Source organism: Streptomyces fuscichromogenes, from assembly GCF_014645815.1.
Lineage (GTDB): Bacteria > Actinomycetota > Actinomycetes > Streptomycetales > Streptomycetaceae > Streptomyces > Streptomyces fuscichromogenes.
In genome coordinates this window covers 25,877-43,103 of sequence record NZ_BMML01000030.1, presented here as the reverse complement: position 1 = coordinate 43,103, position 17,227 = coordinate 25,877, and the positions used below count along the sequence as shown (strand labels likewise).

At 70.4% G+C, this 17,227-nt stretch carries 18 protein-coding genes; all 18 read left to right on the top strand.

Going from position 1 to position 17,227, the window contains the following annotated elements:
* Positions 1-67: 67 nt before the first annotated feature.
* The 18 genes from IEZ11_RS42270 to IEZ11_RS42185 all read left to right on the top strand — a co-directional run bounded on the left by IEZ11_RS42270 (position 68) and on the right by IEZ11_RS42185 (position 17,194).
* The gene (locus IEZ11_RS42270; RefSeq protein WP_189268383.1) at positions 68-1,576 is read left to right on the top strand and encodes an ABC transporter substrate-binding protein; all 1,509 of its coding nucleotides are present in this window, start codon (positions 68-70) and stop codon (positions 1,574-1,576) included.
* Positions 1,577-1,615: 39 nt separating this feature from the next.
* Positions 1,616-2,557, top strand: coding sequence for an ABC transporter permease (locus tag IEZ11_RS42265; RefSeq protein WP_189268382.1), 942 nt, complete (start codon positions 1,616-1,618; stop codon positions 2,555-2,557).
* Positions 2,554-4,305 (top strand): dipeptide/oligopeptide/nickel ABC transporter permease/ATP-binding protein, encoded by a 1,752-nt coding sequence (locus IEZ11_RS42260; protein ID WP_189268381.1) that lies wholly within the window; start codon positions 2,554-2,556, stop codon positions 4,303-4,305. Before IEZ11_RS42265 ends, IEZ11_RS42260 begins: the two co-directional genes overlap by 4 nt.
* Positions 4,302-5,129 carry an ATP-binding cassette domain-containing protein gene (locus IEZ11_RS42255; RefSeq protein WP_189268380.1) on the top strand — a complete coding sequence of 276 codons (828 nt, stop codon included), beginning with the start codon at positions 4,302-4,304 and terminating at the stop codon, positions 5,127-5,129. The genes IEZ11_RS42260 and IEZ11_RS42255 overlap by 4 nt, the downstream gene beginning before the upstream one ends.
* On the top strand, positions 5,126-5,557 hold the full coding sequence (locus IEZ11_RS42250; protein WP_189268379.1) for a nuclear transport factor 2 family protein: 432 nt from the start codon (positions 5,126-5,128) through the stop codon (positions 5,555-5,557). The genes IEZ11_RS42255 and IEZ11_RS42250 overlap by 4 nt, the downstream gene beginning before the upstream one ends.
* Positions 5,554-5,814 (top strand): hypothetical protein, encoded by a 261-nt coding sequence (locus IEZ11_RS42245; protein WP_189268378.1) that lies wholly within the window; start codon positions 5,554-5,556, stop codon positions 5,812-5,814. The genes IEZ11_RS42250 and IEZ11_RS42245 overlap by 4 nt, the downstream gene beginning before the upstream one ends.
* A 1-nt stretch (position 5,815) precedes the next feature.
* The gene (locus tag IEZ11_RS42240) at positions 5,816-6,418 is read left to right on the top strand and encodes a response regulator transcription factor (protein ID WP_189268377.1); all 603 of its coding nucleotides are present in this window, start codon (positions 5,816-5,818) and stop codon (positions 6,416-6,418) included.
* The gene (locus tag IEZ11_RS42235; RefSeq protein WP_189268376.1) at positions 6,415-7,848 is read left to right on the top strand and encodes an ATP-binding protein; all 1,434 of its coding nucleotides are present in this window, start codon (positions 6,415-6,417) and stop codon (positions 7,846-7,848) included. Before IEZ11_RS42240 ends, IEZ11_RS42235 begins: the two co-directional genes overlap by 4 nt.
* A gap of 131 nt (positions 7,849-7,979) precedes the next feature.
* Positions 7,980-9,194 carry a metal-dependent hydrolase family protein gene (locus IEZ11_RS42230; protein WP_189268375.1) on the top strand — a complete coding sequence of 405 codons (1,215 nt, stop codon included), beginning with the start codon at positions 7,980-7,982 and terminating at the stop codon, positions 9,192-9,194.
* A gap of 124 nt (positions 9,195-9,318) precedes the next feature.
* Complete coding sequence (locus IEZ11_RS42225; RefSeq protein WP_189268374.1) at positions 9,319-10,428, top strand: acyl-CoA dehydrogenase family protein; 1,110 nt, start codon at positions 9,319-9,321, stop codon at positions 10,426-10,428.
* A 14-nt stretch (positions 10,429-10,442) separates the two neighbouring features.
* A complete protein-coding gene (locus IEZ11_RS42220) occupies positions 10,443-10,802 on the top strand; it encodes a hypothetical protein (RefSeq protein WP_189268373.1) in 360 nt (119 codons plus the stop codon).
* Positions 10,799-12,058: an aromatic ring-hydroxylating oxygenase subunit alpha gene (locus IEZ11_RS42215; protein ID WP_189268372.1), complete on the top strand. Its 1,260-nt coding sequence runs from the start codon at positions 10,799-10,801 to the stop codon at positions 12,056-12,058. Before IEZ11_RS42220 ends, IEZ11_RS42215 begins: the two co-directional genes overlap by 4 nt.
* On the top strand, positions 12,048-12,566 hold the full coding sequence (locus tag IEZ11_RS42210) for an aromatic-ring-hydroxylating dioxygenase subunit beta (protein WP_189268371.1): 519 nt from the start codon (positions 12,048-12,050) through the stop codon (positions 12,564-12,566). The genes IEZ11_RS42215 and IEZ11_RS42210 overlap by 11 nt, the downstream gene beginning before the upstream one ends.
* Positions 12,563-13,351: an SDR family NAD(P)-dependent oxidoreductase gene (locus IEZ11_RS42205; protein WP_189268370.1), complete on the top strand. Its 789-nt coding sequence runs from the start codon at positions 12,563-12,565 to the stop codon at positions 13,349-13,351. Before IEZ11_RS42210 ends, IEZ11_RS42205 begins: the two co-directional genes overlap by 4 nt.
* 42 nt (positions 13,352-13,393) lie before the next feature.
* Positions 13,394-14,341, top strand: coding sequence for a PDR/VanB family oxidoreductase (locus IEZ11_RS42200; RefSeq protein WP_189268369.1), 948 nt, complete (start codon positions 13,394-13,396; stop codon positions 14,339-14,341).
* Between the two features lie 38 nt (positions 14,342-14,379).
* Positions 14,380-14,886, top strand: a complete 507-nt coding sequence (locus IEZ11_RS42195; protein WP_229713693.1) for a flavin reductase — start codon at positions 14,380-14,382, stop codon at positions 14,884-14,886.
* Entirely contained in the window at positions 14,883-16,094 is a 1,212-nt protein-coding gene (locus IEZ11_RS42190) for an amidase (protein WP_189268368.1), read from the top strand. The genes IEZ11_RS42195 and IEZ11_RS42190 overlap by 4 nt, the downstream gene beginning before the upstream one ends.
* On the top strand, positions 16,091-17,194 hold the full coding sequence (locus IEZ11_RS42185) for a mandelate racemase/muconate lactonizing enzyme family protein (RefSeq protein WP_189268367.1): 1,104 nt from the start codon (positions 16,091-16,093) through the stop codon (positions 17,192-17,194). Before IEZ11_RS42190 ends, IEZ11_RS42185 begins: the two co-directional genes overlap by 4 nt.
* Positions 17,195-17,227: the final 33 nt, after the last annotated feature.

Genomic DNA, 17,227 nt, shown 5'->3' with positions numbered 1-17,227 from the left:
GCGGCCACAAGCGGGACGACACGGGGGACGAGAAGGAGCCGAGGACAATGAGACACCTGGAGAGAACATGCGCAAGACAGCGGCCATCGTCGGTGCCGGAATCCTGACAGCGACCGTCGCGGCCTGTGGCGGCGGCACCCAGGCGTCGGGCGGGGACAAGACCCTCACCCTCGCCGAGTCCGTCACGGCCACGCCGTGGGACCTGGCCCGGGCCAGCATGGGCCCCGAGGCCCAGTACTACCAGCCGGTCTACGACACGCTGATCCGGCTGGACACCAAGGGGAACCCGACCCCCAACCTGGCCACGTCGTGGTCGTACGACAAGGCCCAGACCACCCTGACCCTGAAGCTTCGCCAGGGCGTGAAGTTCACCGACGGTACCGCCGTCGACGCGGACGCGGTCGCCAAGAGCCTGCTGCACACCAAGAGCGGTACGGCCAGCGCGGCGAGCGAGATCCAGGACATCACGGGTGTCGACGTCGTCGACTCCCACACCGTGGCGGTAAGGCTGAGCCATCCCAGCGCCTCGCTGCTGCCCGCGCTCGGCCAGGTCTCCGGCATGATCGCCAGCCCCAAGGCCCTGGACAACCCCAAGACACCGGTCGGCTCCGGTCCGTACCAGCTGGACACCTCGGCCACCACCGCCGGCCAGACATACACCTACACGCGCAACGCCGGCTACTGGAACACCAAGGCGTTCCCCTACGAAAAGATCGTCATCAAGTTCCTGTCCGACCCGGCCGCCCGTACCAACGCGCTGCTGTCCGGCCAGCTCGACGGCGCCACCCTCAGCCTCAACCGGGTGAAGACCGTCAAGGGCCGGGGACTGAACGTCGTCACCTACCAGCCCGGCGACATCGAGGGCCTCTACATCTGGGACCGGGCCGGCAAGATCGTGCCCGCCCTCGGCAAGGTGAAGGTCCGCCAGGCCCTCAACTACGCCTTCGACAAGAACGCCATCATCAAGTCGGCCAAGACCGGCCTGGGCACGCCCACCACCCAGTTGTTCGCCAAGGGCGAGGACGGCTACCAGGCCGCACTGGACGACACGTACTCCTACGACCCGGCGAAGGCCAAGAAGCTGCTGGCGGAGGCGGGATATCCGAACGGCTTCTCCGTCACCGTCCCGGACCTCTCCGCGAACTTCCCGCAGGAACAGGCCGCCCTGACCCAGTCCCTCGAGGACATCGGCATCAAGGTGAAGCAGGACACCCTGCCCACCGACCAGATCTTCAGCGCCATGCTCGCCGGCAAGTACGCGATGTCGTACTTCAAGCTGGGCGCACCCACCTCATGGGACAAGGTGCAGCTGGAGCTGACGAAGAAGTCGACCTGGAACCCGCTCAAGTACGACGATCCCAAGGCCGGCGACCTCATCGACCGCATCGGGACGGCCACCGGCGCAGCGCGGACCTCGCTGATGTCACAGCTCAACACCTACGTGGTCGACCAGGCCTGGAACGCCCCCTGGGATGTCATCGCCAACGCGTACGCGACCGCGAAGGACGTCAAGGTGACACCTCAGCCCGGCTCCCAGTACCCGCCGATCTACAACTACGAGCCGGCCGGCAACTAGCCCCGCCGAGATCCGACGCACGCAAGGAGGGAACCGACCGTGCTTGCCTTCCTGTTCCGGCGCCTCGCCGCCGGCGCCGTCCTGGTGGTCGTCGTGGCCACCACGACGTTCCTGCTGCTCAGCCTCACGGGCACCGACGTCGCCCGCAACATCCTGGGTGAGACAGCCACGCAGTCGGCGGTGACCGCCAAGAGACACGAACTCGGCCTCGACCAGCCCCTGGTGGAGCGCTACTGGCACTGGGCCGAACACGCCCTGCAGGGCAACCTGGGCAGTTCGTGGTTCACCGGTGAGCCGGTGAACCAGTCCTTGACGGACACCTTGCCGGTGACCCTCTCCATCGTGCTCGCCGGAATGCTCGTCGCGGCGGTGCTCAGCGTGACGCTGGGCACCGCGGCGGCCCTGCGCGGTGGCTGGGTGGACCGCGTGGTGCAGTTCGCCGCGGTGCTCGGCACCGCGGTGCCGAGCTTCCTGATCGCCCTGGTCCTGGCCGTCACCCTGGCCGTGCAACTGGGCTGGCTGCCGGCCACCGGCTATGTCGCCCTCGGTGACTCGCCCGGCGACTGGCTGCGCTCCATCACCCTGCCCGCCCTGTCCCTGGCGGTCGCCGCCACCGCGGCCACCGCCATGCAGGTGCGCGGCGCCCTGATCGACGTCCTGCGGGCCGACTTCGTCCGCACCCTGCGGGCCCGGGGCCTGACCACCCGCAGCGTGGTGTTCCGGCACGCCCTGCGCAACGCGGCACCGCCCGCCCTGACCGTGCTCGCGCTGCAGTTCATCGGCCTGATCGGCGGCGCCGTCGTGGTGGAGAAGGTGTTCGGCCTGCCGGGCATCGGCACCCTCGCCAACTCGGCCGCCGTCCGCGGCGACGCCCCCGTGCTGCTCGGCACGGTCGTGGTCACCGTCGTGATCGTCGTCGCCGTCAACCTGCTGCTGGACATCGCCTACGGCTGGCTCAACCCGAAGGTACGTATCTCATGACCACCGTCGAGCCCTCCACGGCCCCGGCGCAGCGGGACCGTCTGCTGCGCCGCACCCTGCGCGACCCGGTCGCCGTCGTCTGTCTGGCCGTCCTGGGCCTGGTGATCGCAGGGAGCCTTGCCGCGCCCCTGCTCACCAGCCACGACCCGGCCCGCAGTGTCTTGGCCGACACGCTGGCACCCATGTCAGGCAGCCACCCTCTCGGCGGCGACGGCGTCGGCCGCGACGTCCTGGCCCGCCTGCTCTACGGCGGCCGCACCAGCCTGGTCGGCGGCACCATCGCCGTCCTCGTGGCCTTCGCGGTCGGCGCACCGCTCGGCCTGGTCAGCGGCTTCTACCGGGGCTGGTTCGACGCCGTGGCCGGCTGGATCGTCAACATCATCATGGCCGTGCCCGCGATCATCGTGATGCTCGTGGTCATGGCGGCCGTCTCGCAGGATCTCAACGTCGCCATGATCGTGCTCGGGGTGATCATGGCGCCGATGGTCTTCCGTCTCATCCGCGCCTCCGTGCTCGCGGTCCGCGAGGAGCTCTACGTCGACGCCGCCCGGGTCGCCGGTCTCGGTGACGCGCGCATCATGCGCCGGCACATCCTGCCCGTGGTGATCGCGCCGTCCGTCATCCAGGCGACCCAGGTGTTCGCCCTGGCCATCGGCATCCAGGCCGGTCTCGCCTTCCTCGGCCTGGGCAAGGCGTCCCAGCCCAGCTGGGGCGCGATGCTCAACGACGCCTTCACCAACGTCTACAACGAGCCCATGCTGCTGGTCTGGCCCGGCCTCGCCATGGGCCTGACCATCCTGTCGTCCAGCCTGCTCGGCAACGCGGTCCGGGACGCGCTGGGAGTCGCCGAACCCGTCGTGGCCAAGAGGCGCCGGCATCGTGCCAAGGCGGCCGGCGCTCCGGTCGCCGACCTGCCCGCCGACCGCTTGTTGACCGTGTCGGGGCTGTGCGTCGCGTACGGGGAGAAGACGGTCGTCGACGGCGTGGACCTGATCGTGGCACGGGGTGAAGTCCTCGGTCTGGTCGGGGAGTCCGGCTCGGGCAAGAGCCAGACCGCGTTCTCCGTGCTCGGACTGCTTCCCGACCAGGCGGAGGTGACGGCCGATCAACTCTCCTTCGACGGCAAGGACCTGCTCGGCCTGGACCTCGCCGACCTCAACGCCCTGCGCGGGCGTGGCATCGGGTACATCCCGCAGGAGCCCATGTCCAACCTGGACCCCTGCTTCCGCATCGGCTTCCAACTGGCGGAACCCATGCGCAAGCACTTGCGGCTGTCCCGGACGGAGGCCCGGACCAAGGCGCTCGAACTGTTGGCCCGGGTGGGCATTGCGGATCCGGAGCGGGTGTTCAGGTCCTACCCGCACCAGATATCCGGCGGCATGGCCCAGCGCGTCCTCATCGCCGGCGCCGTCTCCTGCGACCCCCGGCTGCTGATCGCCGACGAACCGACCACGGCCCTCGACGTGACCGTCCAGGCCGAGGTGCTCGACCTGATGCGCTCGCTCCAGCGGGAGCGGGGGATGGGGATGATCCTGGTGACCCACGACTTCGGTGTCGTCGCCGACATCTGCGACCGGGTCGCGGTGATGCAGCGGGGCCGCATCGTGGAGGCCGCGCCGGCCGCGCGGATCTTCGCCGGCCCCGCGCACGAGTACACCCGGATGCTCCTCGACTCGACTCTCGAAGGCGGACCCGCACGTGGACCGCTGGTCACTCCCGCCGAACCCGTGAAAGAGGTGACGTCATGACGTCTTTGCTGCTGGAGCTCGACGACGTCGTCGTGGAGTACCCCGCGAAGGGCCGCGGTAAAGAGCCCTTCCGTGTCCTGCACGGCGTCTCCCTGTCCGTCGCGCCCGGCGAGACGCTCGGCCTGGTCGGCGAGTCGGGCTCCGGCAAGACCACCCTGGGCCGGGCCGTCCTCGGACTCGCCCCGGTCACGGGCGGCGAGATCCGCTTTGAGGGCCGTCCGGTCTCCGGGCTCGGCAGACGGGAACGGCGGGCCCTGAGCAAGGACATCCAGGTCGTCTTCCAGGACCCCTACACCTCGCTGAACCCGGCCCTGACGGTCATGGACATCCTCACGGAACCGCTCCTGGTGACCGGGGTCGCCCGTGCCGAGGCGGAGCGCCGGGTGCAGAAGCTGCTCGGCCATGTCCACCTCCCGCAGGACGCGGCCCGCCGGCTGCCCCGCGAGTTCTCCGGCGGCCAGCGCCAGCGCATCGCCATCGCCCGCGCCCTGTGCCGCGACCCCAGGCTGATCGTCTGCGACGAGCCGGTCAGCGCCCTCGACCTGACCACCCAGGCCCGGGTGCTGGACCTGTTCGTCGAGATCCAGGAGGCGACGGGCGTGGCCTACCTCTTCGTCACCCACGACCTGTCCGTCGTACGGCACATCAGCCACCGCGTGGCCGTGCTCTACCGCGGCGACATCGTGGAGACGGGCGACGCCGCGCAGGTCACCGAACATCCCGAACACGCCTACACCAAGCGGCTGTTGCTCGCCGCTCCGGTATCCGATCCGGAACGTCAGGCGCAGCGTCGCGCCGAGCGGCTGAAGGCGGCCGCGTCATGACCGCCGACGTGGTCGCCACCCTGACTCGTTACCTCGCCCTGTGCGACGTGCCCGCGAGCGCGGAGGGCGAGCTGGGGGAGCTGTTCACCGAGGACGCCGTGTGGGAGGGCGGCGGCAGCGCGTACGGCGAGAGGTTCGGTCGTACCGAGGGACGCGCGGCCATCGTCGCCATGCTGTCGGACTACCTGCCGCCCAACCCGCACTTCCGGACCAACGTCCATCTGCTGTTCCCGGGCACCTTCGATGTGAACGATGCATCTGCACAAGGGAGTTGGCGGATGCAGCAGCTCTCGCACTACGGCTCGGGCGGCACGGAGGTGATGGTCGCGCGTCTCGACGTGACCTTCCGGTTCGACGCCGACCGGCCCCGTATCTCCGCCTTCCGCACCGAACGCCTCTTCAGCGCGCCTCTGCCGGAGGAGCGATGAGCGCCCGCACGATGCTCTTGACCTGCTACGCCGACACCCACCGCTACGGCTGGCACCACGTCGACCTCTTCACCCACGACCACACCGGCCGCGAGGTCAACTGGGTCCACTGGACGGTCGACGAGGACGGACCCCACGGCGCCGACGCGGCGACCTCCCGCGTTGAGCCCTCCCTGCGCCGCACGACCGAGTGGCGGCACGGGATCAGCGCCGACGGCAGCGAGTACTGGACCGCGCAGGCCGACTGGGACGGCTGACATGTGCCTGGTCTACATCGTGGACGACGACGAGGAGCTGAGCGAGTCCCTCGCCTGGCTCCTGGAGTCGGTCGGTATCCGGTCCGAGCGCTACCACGACGCCCGGACCTTCCTCGCCTCCTACGACCCCAGCAGGCCGGCCTGCCTGGTCCTGGACGTCCGGATGCCCGAGCTGAGCGGCTTCGGCGTCCAGGAACTGCTGAACGAGGCGGGGGCGCCGCTGACCGTCGTGTTCGTCTCCGCCCATGGCGACATCCGCATGTCGGTCCGCGCGCTGCAGAACGGCGCGCTCGACTTCCTGGAGAAGCCTTACGACCCGCAGCACCTGCTCGACGTGGTGCAGACCGCGCAGCGCACGGCCGGGGAGCGCTTCGCCCGGGCGGCACGACACGGCGAGCTGCGCGCCAGGCTGGACACGCTCAGCGTGCGGGAGCGGCAGGTGCTCACCCTGTCCGTCGAGGGCGTGTCGAACAAGCAGATCGCCGGGCGGCTCGGCATCAGCGCCAAGACCGTCGACGTGCACCGCGCCCGCATCCGGGAGAAGACCGGCGCCGACAGCATCGCCACCCTGGTCCGGGACATCCTGCGGCTGGAGGCGCGGTGACCGCCGCGGACGCCCTCGTGCCGGACGACTTCCACGAGCTGACCGATGCCCTCAAATACTGCGTGCTGCTCCACGACGCCCGCACCTTCGAGATCCTCTGGGCCAACCGCGCCGCCTGTGACCTGCTCGGCCGGAACGTCGACGAACTCAGGCCCCTCAAGGCACCGGACATGAGCAAGAACGCCCTCCAGTACAGCCGCGAACTCGGCCACCGCTGGCTCGGAAACGCGGTGGACAACGGCATCGGCGTCACCGAATGGTGCTACCGCTCCAAGAGCGGTGAGGAGATCCTGACCGAGGCGATCGCGATCCGGGTCGAGCTGGCCGCCCGCACGGCGATCATGGTCCAGTTCCGGGACATCGCCGAGGAGAAGGCGGTCCGACGCGACCTGTTCCGCACCGAGCACCGGCTGCGCACCTTCCTGAGCGAACTCGCCGAGGGAATCGTCGTCCTCGACGACACCGACCACGTCGTCTTCGCCAGCGAATCCGCGGTCCGGCTGCTCGGCGAGGAACTGCGCGGCGCCGACTTCGCCGCCTACTGCCGCGACGGCCCCGTACCCGCCCGCGAGGGCCGCTACCGCCTCGCCGCGCCCGGCCACGAGCCCCTCTGGTACGCAGCCACCTGCCAGCACATCGACATCGAGAGCGACCTGCGCGGCCGGATGCTCCTCTTCTACGACATCACCGACCGCGTCCTCGCCGAGGAGCGCCACCGCCGCGACACCCAGCGCCTCGACCACCTCGCCCGCTACAACGCCATGGGCGACATGGCGATGGCCATCGCCCACGAGGTGAGCCAACCACTAGCCGCCGCCTACAACTTCGTCGAGGGCGCACGGGGCCGGCTGGCCACCCGGGACGAGTCGGTCGCCTGGGGCCTGGACAACGCGGCTCGGCAGATCGACCGGGCCCGGCGGATCCTGGGCAGCCTGCGGCAGTACGTGGGCCGCCTGGAACAGTCCGAGCAACTGGCCGACCTCAACGCGATCGTGCGCGACTGCGCGTACTTCATCGAACTGCGGGCCAGGGAACACGCGGTGGCGGTCGCGCTCGACCTCGCCGCCGGACCACTTCCGGTGCTGTGCGAGAACGTGCTGATCGGGCAGGTCGTGATGAACCTCGCCTTCAACGCGGTGGACGAGACCGCGCGCCTGCCGCTGCGGGAGCGCCGGGTGGAGATCACCACCCGGCGCGCCGAGGACGGATCCGCCGAGCTGGCGGTCCGGGACCGGGGACACGGCCCGCCCCCCGACGAGCGTGTCTTCGACGGCGGCTTCACCTCGAAGGAGAACGGCAGCGGCATCGGCCTCGCCCTCAGCCACCGCATCATCACCCGGCACGGCGGACGGATCGACGTCGGGTCGAACCGACCGTGTGGAGCGGTCTTCAGCTTCCGTCTGCCGCTCGCCGCAGCGGAAAGCCCATGACCGGCTGAGGACCTTCCTCAGCCGCCGCCCTGCCCCGCGCCACCGGGGCAGGGCGGCGTGCCCGCGCGGAATTCTCCCGGGCGCTGCACATCCATGCCCGTGTCCCTCAGCCTCGCGAGAACGGAACCGAGATGACCACCCGATACCACCACGCCGTCCTCATCGACGGCACCGGAGCCGCGCCCGTACCGGACGCCGTCCTCGACGTGGACGACGACGGACTGATCGCCTACGCCGGCCCGGCAGGCAACGCCCCGCCGACGGTGCCGACCACGACCGTCGACCTGCGCGGTCGCACCCTCCTGCCGGGATTCTTCGACTGCCACGCGCACCTGTGCATGACCCCCGGACACGGACTTCTCGCGAGTCTGGGCGCCGATCCCACGGTGCAGACCTTCGAGATCGCCGAACGGCTTCGCGCCACCCTGCACGCCGGCGTCACGTCGCTGCGCGACCTCGGCGGCATCCCCGCCGGGTACCGCACCGCCGTCGAGCGAGGCCTGATCACCGGCCCCCGCCTCCAGGTCGCCGTCAAGGTCATCAGCCACACCGGCGGCCACGCCGACTGCTCGCTGCCCGGCGGGGTCGACGCCGCGCCCCACCTCGGGGAGATCGCCGACACGCTCGACGAGGCGCGGATCGCGGCCCGCAGGATGCTGCGCGCCGGCGCCGACGTCGTCAAGGTCTGCGCCACCGGCGGCATGGGCAGCCCCCACGACGACCCCGACGACGAGGGCCTGAGCGTCGAGGAACTGCGGGCGGTCGTCGACGAGGCCGCACGCCACCGGGGCAAACCCGTGGCCGTGCACGCCCAGGGCACCGCGGGCATCCGCAACGCGCTGCGCGCCAAGGTGGCCAGCATCGAGCACGGTTACGGAATGACCGACGAACTGTGCGACATGACACTGGAACAGGGCACCTTCCTCGTCCCCACCCTGTCGACCGTTTTCACCGAACTCGACCCGGCCGCCATGCCCGAATACCACTACCGCAAGAAGACCCGGTGGGCCGGAATCAGCAAGGAGAACATCGCCCATGCCATCAGCCGAGGCGTGCCCGTCGCACTGGGCACGGACTCGGGCGTCGTCCCGCACGCCCGCAATCTGCTGGAGCTCTCCCACCTCGTCGACCTCGGCATGGACCCGCTCGACGCGATCACCGCGGGGACGCTGAACGCGGCCCGTCTGCTCGGGGTGAGCGAGCAACTCGGCTCCCTGGAGGCCGGGAAGACAGCCGACTTCGTGGTCCTGGACGGCGACGCCGTGCGCGACATCGGCGCCCTCGGCCGACCCGAGCGCATCGTGCTCGTCGCCCAGGCCGGAGCGGTGCGCAAGAACCTCCTCTGACCCGGGCGGGTAGGGGAATTCCCCTAGTCGATGAGGGCAATTTCCAATGGCTGACGCCTGGTTGGCGAGCATAACGTGAAATCGCAGCGGTGAGAGAAACCCGGCAACGCGAGGAGAATTCCGCATGGGGAATTTCGAGAGAGTGCTGGAGGTCGTGGCGGAGCGGCGCGCCGAGTTCGAGGAGAAGCGGCACGTTCCGTCGGACGTGATCGCCGAGTTCAAACAGGCCGGGATCTACCGGGCGGGCGTTCCCCAGCGTTTCGGCGGGGACGCGCTGCCGCCCGCGGAGTTCCTGCGGCTCGTCGAGCGTGTGTCGACGGTGGACGGTTCGGCCGGCTGGGTCGCGAGCTTCGGCTCGTCCGCCGTCTACCTGGCCGCCCTTCCGCTCGACACCCAGGCGGAGTTGTACGCGGCGGGGCCCGATGTGGCCTTCGCGGGCGGCCTTTTCCCGGTGCAGTCGGCACACGTCGTGCAGGACGGCTACCGGATCACCGGCCGCTGGAAGTTCGCCAGCGGCTGTAAGGGCGCGGACGTGCTCGGCGTCGGCATCAGAGCGGGCGAGGACAGGACCGGCAGGCCCCTCACCGCCGTACTCCGCCCCGATCAGGTGAAGATCGCCGAGAACTGGGACGTCATCGGCCTGCGCGGCACCGGCAGCCACGACCTGGTCGTCGACGGAGCCGTCGTACCGCGGGAGTGGACGTTCGTCCGAGGCGGCAAGCCCACCGTCGACGAACCCCTGTACCGCTACCCGACCGTCCCCTACGCCGCCCAGGTCCTCGCGGTCGTCGGTCTCGGCGTGGCCCGCGCCGCCCTCGATCTCGTCATCGCCCAGGGCGGCCGCTCCGGCTACACCGGCGCTCCCAAGCCCGCCGAACGGGCCACCTACCGCATCTCGGTGGGCCAGGCGGAAGCACAACTCCGCTCCGTCCGGGCCTTCTTCTACGAGATCACCGAGGATGTGTGGGCGACGGTCGAGGCGGGCGACGCCGTGCCCCCCGAACAGGCCAGCCTGCTGCGGCTCGCCTCCGCCCACCTCGCCAAGACCTCGTTCGAAGTCGTCCGCGCCGCCTACCAGCTCGTCGGCATTGCCGCCATCACGGACAGCAGCCCCATGCAGCGCTACCTGCGGGACGCCTCGGTGGTACCGCAGCACGCCTTCCTCCAGGAGGGCATGTACGACGGCGCCGGCGCGGTCCTCACGGGCGTCCAGCCCTTCCCCGGCTACCTCTGAAAGGCAGGAAACCCATGTCCGACGCGCCACTGAGGGTGCTGTTCTGCATCGGCGTCAACCAGAACTTCTTCGACCTCCCCACCGGTCGGGGCAAGGCCGTCTGGGACGGTTTCACCACGATGCTGGGCGAACTCCACACACTGTCCGGCGTCACCGTCCTCGGCACGATCGACGACGACCAGCACATGGTCGGCCCCTCCGACTCCTGGCCGTGGACCTGCTACGTCCTCGCCGACGTCGTCGACCAGCCCACCGTCGCCGCGGCCTGCAACCTGCTGCGCACCGTCCAGGTCGGCGAGCACGGCCTGTGGCGCTACATGAAGATCGAGGCACGCCTCGGCCGCCCGCTGCCCGAGCCGCAGGTGACCCGATGACCCCCGAGATCGGTTCCCTCGTCGAGCCCGACCGCGTCGCCGGCAGCCTCTACACCGACCCGGCCCTCTTCGAACGGGAGATGGACCGCATCTTCCATCGCACCTGGGTGTGGGTGGCCCACGAGAGCGAGATCCCGAAGGCGGGCGATTTCAAGACCGCCTGGGTGGGCCGCCGTCCCGTCATCGTCACCCGCGACCGCCGCGGCGGCGTCAACGTCCTGCTCAACCGGTGCCGTCATCGCGGCGCCAGTGTCTGCGAGACCCCCAAGGGCAACGGCAACGGCTTCACCTGTCCCTACCACGCCTGGTCGTACAGCCTGGACGGCGCCCTTCGCGGCATCCCGTACCCCGAGGGCTACGAGGACGTCGTGGAGAAGAAGGACCTGCCGCTGCAGCGGCTCAAGGCGGGCTCGTACGCCGGGATGGTCTTCGCCAGCTTCAGCGAGGACGTCGAGCCGCTGGAGGACTTCCTCGGCGGGGCCCGGCTGTGGATCGACCGCTTCATGAAGCAGGGCGCCGGCTATCCGATCAAGGTGCAGGGCGAGCACCGCTTCCGCTTCCAGGGCAACTGGAAGATCCAGCTGGAGAACACCACCGACTGGTACCACTTCCCGATCGTGCACCGCTCCTGGATGGCCTCCGTCGACGCGGAGACGGCGAACATGCTGTCGATCATGACCGACGAGAACGCGATCACCCACTCCCTCGGTAACGGCCACAGTGTGGCCATCAGCGTGGCCGACCACGTCGACTTCGACGAGGACGACGGAACCGAGAAGCTCCAGGACCGCTTCGGTCACCTCGTCGAGGAACTGTCGAAGGACATGGACCCCGCCAAGGTGCGGCGCATCGTGCGCGCCATGCACGGTGTGGGCTTCAACCTCAACCTGTTCCCGAACGTGGCGATGTCGATGTCCTTCTTCCGCGTCCTTCGGCCGGTCTCCGTCGACGAGACCGAGATCCGGCACGTGGCGCTCGGCCTGGACGGCGGCCCGGAGATCGTCAACCGCGAACGGCTGCGCATCCACGAGCACTTCCAGGGCCCGTTCGGCTTCGGCAGCCCCGACGACGCCGAGGCGTGGAACCGCGTCCAGCGTGGCGTCGCCGGAGACGCCGGCATGGCGATCCTGGTCAACCGTGGCCTGGGCCGCGAGAAGCCGAACGACCTGGGGCAGCCCACCTCGCACGCGACCGACGAGACGGGCATGCGGGAGGCCTACGCGATGTGGAAGAGGATGATGACCGATGGCAACTGAGGCCCTCAGCGGGGAAGCCGCGGCGCTTCCGTTCGACGACCCGCGTGCCCTCGCCGCCGTGTCCCTGATCTGGCGAGAGGCCCACCTGCTCGACGCCCGCCGCTACGAGGAGTGGGACGGCCTGTGGACGGAGGGCGGCGAGTACGTCGTCCCCATCGACCGCGACACCACTGACTTCGCCGCCACCCTCAACCTCGTCTACGACGACGACCGGATGCGCCGCATGCGCATCGAGCGCCTCACGGGTGGGTTCTCCATCTCGGCCGCGGCGGCGGCACGCACGGTCCGTTCGGTGTCCCGGCACGTGGTCACCGGCCGCGACGGCGACGCGATCGAGATCTGCTCGGCGCAGGTCCTGGTGGGCTACAAGCGTGAGGAGACCTTCGTCCTCGCCGCGGACGTCACCCACCGGATCGTCTTCGGCACGGAGGGCCCCGGTATCTCCCGGAAGATCGTGCGACTGGTCAACTCCGAGGAGGCGGTCACGGCGTCGGGGTTCCTGCTGTGAGCCCGCAGGGAACCGGCGGCCCCTGGGGGGACTGGGAGGACGACCACCACCGCGTCGTGCTCGTGACCGGTGCGGCCGGCGGCCTGGGGGCGTGCATCGCCCAGCGTTTTCACGACCGGGGCTGGCGGGTCGCGCTGACCGACCTCGACGAGCAGAGCGCGGTCAGGACGGCTGCAGCGCTGGACCCCACCGGGCATGACGCCGTCGGTCTCGCGCTCGACGTGCGCGACAAGGACGCCTTCGCACGGGTGCGTGACCGGGTCGTCGAGCACTGGGGTGCGATACACGCCCTGGTCAACAACGCCGGGCACTCCAAGGTCGAGTCCCTGATGGACATCGGCCCCGAGAGCTTCGAGGCCGTCGTACGGACCAACCTGCACGGCACGTTCTTCGGCTGCCAGGTCTTCGGCGCCTACTTCGCCGAGCGCGGCTACGGACGGATCGTCAACATCGGCTCGCTGGCCGGTCAGAACGGCGGCACGGCGACCGGGGCCCACTACGCGGCGTCCAAAGGCGGAGTGGCGACGCTGACCAAGGTGTTCGCCCGGGAACTGGGTCCGCACGGAGTCACGGTCAACGCCGTGTCCCCGGGGCCGCAGGACCTTCCAGTGGTCCGCGGATCGGTCGCCCCGGAGCGCCTCGCGCAGATCGAGGCGTCGATCCCGGTGGGCCGGCTAGGGCGCCCGGTGTTCATCGCCGACATGGTCCTGCTGCTCGCCGCGGAGCACGCGGACACGGTCACCGGAGCCTGCTGGGACGCCAACGGCGGCCTGTACATGCGCTGACGACGCGGTCAGCACCACTCCCACGAACCCGAAGGCAGACGGATGTTCCCTGTCACCGTCACCGAGACCGTCGAGGAAGCCGGCACCGTCAAGATCCTGCGGCTGGTCCGCACCGACGGAACCCCCCTCGACCCGTATCCCGCGGGCGCCCACATCGACGTGACGGGGCCCACCGGCATCACCCGCCCGTACTCCCTCTGCGGTCCACCCGACGACGCCGGTGCCTACACCATCGCCGTCAAGCGCGAGGAGGACTCCCGCGGCGGCTCCCAGGCCCTGCACGACAAGGTCCAGCCCGGCGACGAACTGACCGTCGGCACTCCTCGGCAGCTGTTCGGGCTGGTCCCGCAGGCCAGGGAGCACCACCTGGTCGCCGCCGGGATCGGCATCACCCCGCTCCTGGCCATGGCGTACGAACTGCACGCCCGTGGAGTGGAGTTCCGGCTCCACTATGTGGCACGGGAGCGGGCCGGGGCCGCCTTCGCCGACCTGATCGAGTCCAGCGCCTTCGCGGACCGGGCCGTCTTCCACTTCGGCCGGGGCCGGGAGGCCACGGCTGACCGGCTCGCGACGGAACTGGCCGTGCTCCCGGCCGACGCCCACGTGTACACCTGCGGTCCCCAGGACTTCATGGACCAGGTCGCCGCACTCGCGACCCGCACGCTGCCCGAGGACCACGTCCACCGCGAGTTGTTCCAGGCGGGTACGACATCGACCGGAGGCGACAGCTTCGAGGTCGAACTCGACACCGGCGAGGTCTACACGGTGCCGGCGGACAAGACCATCGCCGAGGTGCTGGAGGCGGCCGGAGCGCCCCTGGACACCTCCTGCCGCGAGGGCATCTGCGGGACCTGCGTACTGCGGGTCCTGGAGGGCGAACCCGACCACCGCGACCACTGCCTGTCCGCCAAGGAGAAAGTGGCCGGCGACCAGATCGCCGCCTGTGTCTCCCGGGCGAAGTCGCCGCGTCTGGTGGTGCAGCTGTGGTGAACGCGATCCGACCCGAGCAGCAGAGGAGCGGCACCGCCGTGACCCCCGATCAGGCCGAGTTCCGGGAGGCCATGGCGCATCTCCCGGCGGCCGTCAACATCCTGACCACGAACGGCCCGAACGGCCGCTGCGGTATCACCCTCAGCGCCATCTGCTCCGTGACCGACGCCCCACCGACCCTGCTGGTCTGCGTCAACCGCTCCAGCGCCATGCACGACGTCTTCCAGGCCAACGGGCGCGTGTGCGTGAACGTCCTGGGCGGCGAACACCAGGAACTGGCGATGCACTTCGCCGGAGCGACGAAGGTGCCCATGGCCGAACGTTTCACCTGGGACATCTGGGACCACACCCAGGACGTGCCGGTCCTCAAGGACGCCCTGGTGACCGCCGTCGGCACCATCAAGGAGACCGTACCGAGGGGCTCCCACAGCGTGCTGTTCGTGGAACTGGAGCAGATTCGCACCCGGTCGGGCGGGCAGAGCCTCGTCTACTTCAACCGGGCCTTCCACCGGCTTGAGGCCACGCTCCCGGGAACCGCCCGATGACGGGGGCCTCGGCCGTCGAGGAGGCGCTGAACCGGCTGGAGAAGACCGAGGAGGAGATCCGCGCCTGGGTCCGTGTGGACGCCGAGGGTGCACGCGCGGCGGCCGAGCGCACCGCGGGCGGGCCGCTGAAGGGCATGCCGTTCGGCGTCAAGGACATCATCGACGTCGCCGGTCTGCCCACGGAGTGCGGCTCCGCGCTGCGGCGCGGCCGGGTCGCGGCGGCCGACGCCTGGCTGGTGGACAGGCTGCGCGGGGCAGGGGCTGTCCCGCTGGGCAAGACGGTCACCACCGAGTTCGCCTACTTCCAGCCCGGTCCGACCCGTAACCCCCACAACGTCCACCACACCCCGGGCGGCTCCTCCAGCGGCTCGGCCGCCGCCGTCGCGGCCGGTGTGGTGCCGCTTGCGCTGGGTTCGCAGACGGCAGGATCGCTGACCCGTCCCGCCTCCTACTGCGGCGTCGCCGGATACGTCGCCCCCGTCGGCGCATGGCCGACGACGGGTATCACCGGCCTGAGCCCCACTCTGGACGCTCCCGGACTGCTCGCGCCCGATGTCGCCGCACTGGCCCGAGCCGTGGCGGCGGTCGACGGCACGGAGGCCGAAACCCCGCCGTTCATACGGGTGCTGCTGTGGCCGGGAACCGGTCTGGTCGGCACCGACCGGGCGATGCTCGACGCGTTGGAGCGCACCGGCCGCGCCCTCGTCGCCGCAGGCGCGGCCATCGGCGACCTCGGCGACAGCGGCCTGACAGGTCGGCTCGCGCAGGCGCACGCCACCGTCATGGCCTACGAGGCCGCGCGCGCCCTCGCCGACGAGGCGGAGCGGCCCGAGTACCTGAGTGACCCGCTGAGGGAACTGCTGTGCCGGGGACGGAACATCGCCACGCGTGAGCACGCGGCGGCCCTGGAGGTCCGGCACGTCGTCCGTGCGCGGATGCTCCGTCTCCTGGAGAACACCGACGCCGTCCTGGGGCCGGCGGCCCCAGGACCGGCGCCTCACGGACTGGCCGCCACGGGCGACCCGGTGCTCAGCCGCCCCTGGCAACTGCTCGGCCTGCCCGTGGTGACCGTCCCCGGGCACCGCGACGCCCATGGCATGCCGCTGGGCCTGCAACTCGTCGGTCATCCCGACCGGGTGGGGCGGCTGCTGGGTGTGGCCCGGCATACGGAAGGACTGGTCCGGCGGATCACGGAGGGTGCCCCGTGAAGATCACGGCGATCGAGACCGTCCCCTACGCCATCCCGTACACGAAGCCCCTGAGGTTCGCGAGCGGAGCGGTGCACACCGCCGAGCACGTCCTCGTGCGCGTGCACACCGACGAGGGACTGACGGGCGTGGCCGACGCCCCGCCCCGACCCTTCACCTATGGCGAGACCCAGGCATCCGTGATCGGAGTGATCGAGAAGGTCTTCGGACCGCAGCTCGTCGGACTGGACGTGCTGGCCCGCGAGCGGGTCCACGGCCTGCTGCACCGAACGGTCGGCAACCCCGCCGCGAAGTCGGCCATCGACATGGCCCTGTGGGACGTCGTCGGCCAGGCACTGGGCCAGCCGGCCAGTCGGCTGCTCGGCGGCTACACGGACCGCATGCGCGTCAGCCACATGCTGGGCTTCGACTCACCGCCGCGGATGGCCGACGAGGCCGAGCGGATGCGCGACACGTACGGCATCACCGTGTTCAAGATCAAGGTCGGCCGGCATCCCGTACGCGACGACCTGGATGTGTGCCGGGCCGTACGTGAGGCCCTCGGTGACGCAGCGGAGCTGTACGTCGACGGCAACCGTGGCTGGACCCCCTCGGAGGCCGCTGCCGCCCTACGCGAACTGGACGCCCTGGGTATCACGCTGGCCGAGGAGCTGTGCCCGGCCGACGACGTCCTGGGCCGGCGCCGACTGGTGCGTGACTGCCCCGTCCCCTTCGTGGCGGACGAGTCCGCCACCACGCCCGCCGAGGTCACCCGGTCCCTCCTGGACGGCGCTGCCACGGCCATCAGTATCAAGACCGCCCGTACCGGCTTCACCCAGTCCCAGCGCGTGCTGTTCCAGTGCGAGGGGATGGGGGCCGAGGTGGTGATGGGCAACCAGATCGACGGGCAGCTCGGCACCGTGTGCACTCTCGCCTTCGGAGCCGCTCACGCGGCCTCGTCCCGCCGTGCCGGCGAGCTGTCCAACTACCTCGACATGAGCGACGACCTGCTCACCGCACCGCTGCGGATCAGCGGAGGCACCCTCGCCGTCCCCGGCCTGCCCGGTCTGGGCGTCGCCGTCGACGAGGACAAGCTCGGTCGCTACCGCCAGGACCAGTGACCCCCACCCCCGACAACCAGAAGGAGCCGCACC

Excerpts from the sequence above, each read along its gene's own strand:
- IEZ11_RS42245 (WP_189268378.1), top strand. The coding sequence starts at position 5,554 with ATGAGCGCCCGCACGATGCTCTTGACCTGCTACGCCGACACCCACCGC.
- IEZ11_RS42210 (WP_189268371.1), top strand. The coding sequence starts at position 12,048 with ATGGCAACTGAGGCCCTCAGCGGGGAAGCCGCGGCGCTTCCGTTCGAC.
- IEZ11_RS42215 (WP_189268372.1), top strand. The coding sequence starts at position 10,799 with ATGACCCCCGAGATCGGTTCCCTCGTCGAGCCCGACCGCGTCGCCGGC.
- IEZ11_RS42225 (WP_189268374.1), top strand. The coding sequence starts at position 9,319 with ATGGGGAATTTCGAGAGAGTGCTGGAGGTCGTGGCGGAGCGGCGCGCC.
- IEZ11_RS42230 (WP_189268375.1), top strand. The coding sequence starts at position 7,980 with ATGACCACCCGATACCACCACGCCGTCCTCATCGACGGCACCGGAGCC.
- IEZ11_RS42270 (WP_189268383.1), top strand. The coding sequence starts at position 68 with ATGCGCAAGACAGCGGCCATCGTCGGTGCCGGAATCCTGACAGCGACC.
- IEZ11_RS42260 (WP_189268381.1), top strand. The coding sequence starts at position 2,554 with ATGACCACCGTCGAGCCCTCCACGGCCCCGGCGCAGCGGGACCGTCTG.
- IEZ11_RS42200 (WP_189268369.1), top strand. The coding sequence starts at position 13,394 with ATGTTCCCTGTCACCGTCACCGAGACCGTCGAGGAAGCCGGCACCGTC.
- IEZ11_RS42240 (WP_189268377.1), top strand. The coding sequence starts at position 5,816 with ATGTGCCTGGTCTACATCGTGGACGACGACGAGGAGCTGAGCGAGTCC.
- IEZ11_RS42250 (WP_189268379.1), top strand. The coding sequence starts at position 5,126 with ATGACCGCCGACGTGGTCGCCACCCTGACTCGTTACCTCGCCCTGTGC.
- IEZ11_RS42190 (WP_189268368.1), top strand. The coding sequence starts at position 14,883 with ATGACGGGGGCCTCGGCCGTCGAGGAGGCGCTGAACCGGCTGGAGAAG.
- IEZ11_RS42255 (WP_189268380.1), top strand. The coding sequence starts at position 4,302 with ATGACGTCTTTGCTGCTGGAGCTCGACGACGTCGTCGTGGAGTACCCC.
- IEZ11_RS42220 (WP_189268373.1), top strand. The coding sequence starts at position 10,443 with ATGTCCGACGCGCCACTGAGGGTGCTGTTCTGCATCGGCGTCAACCAG.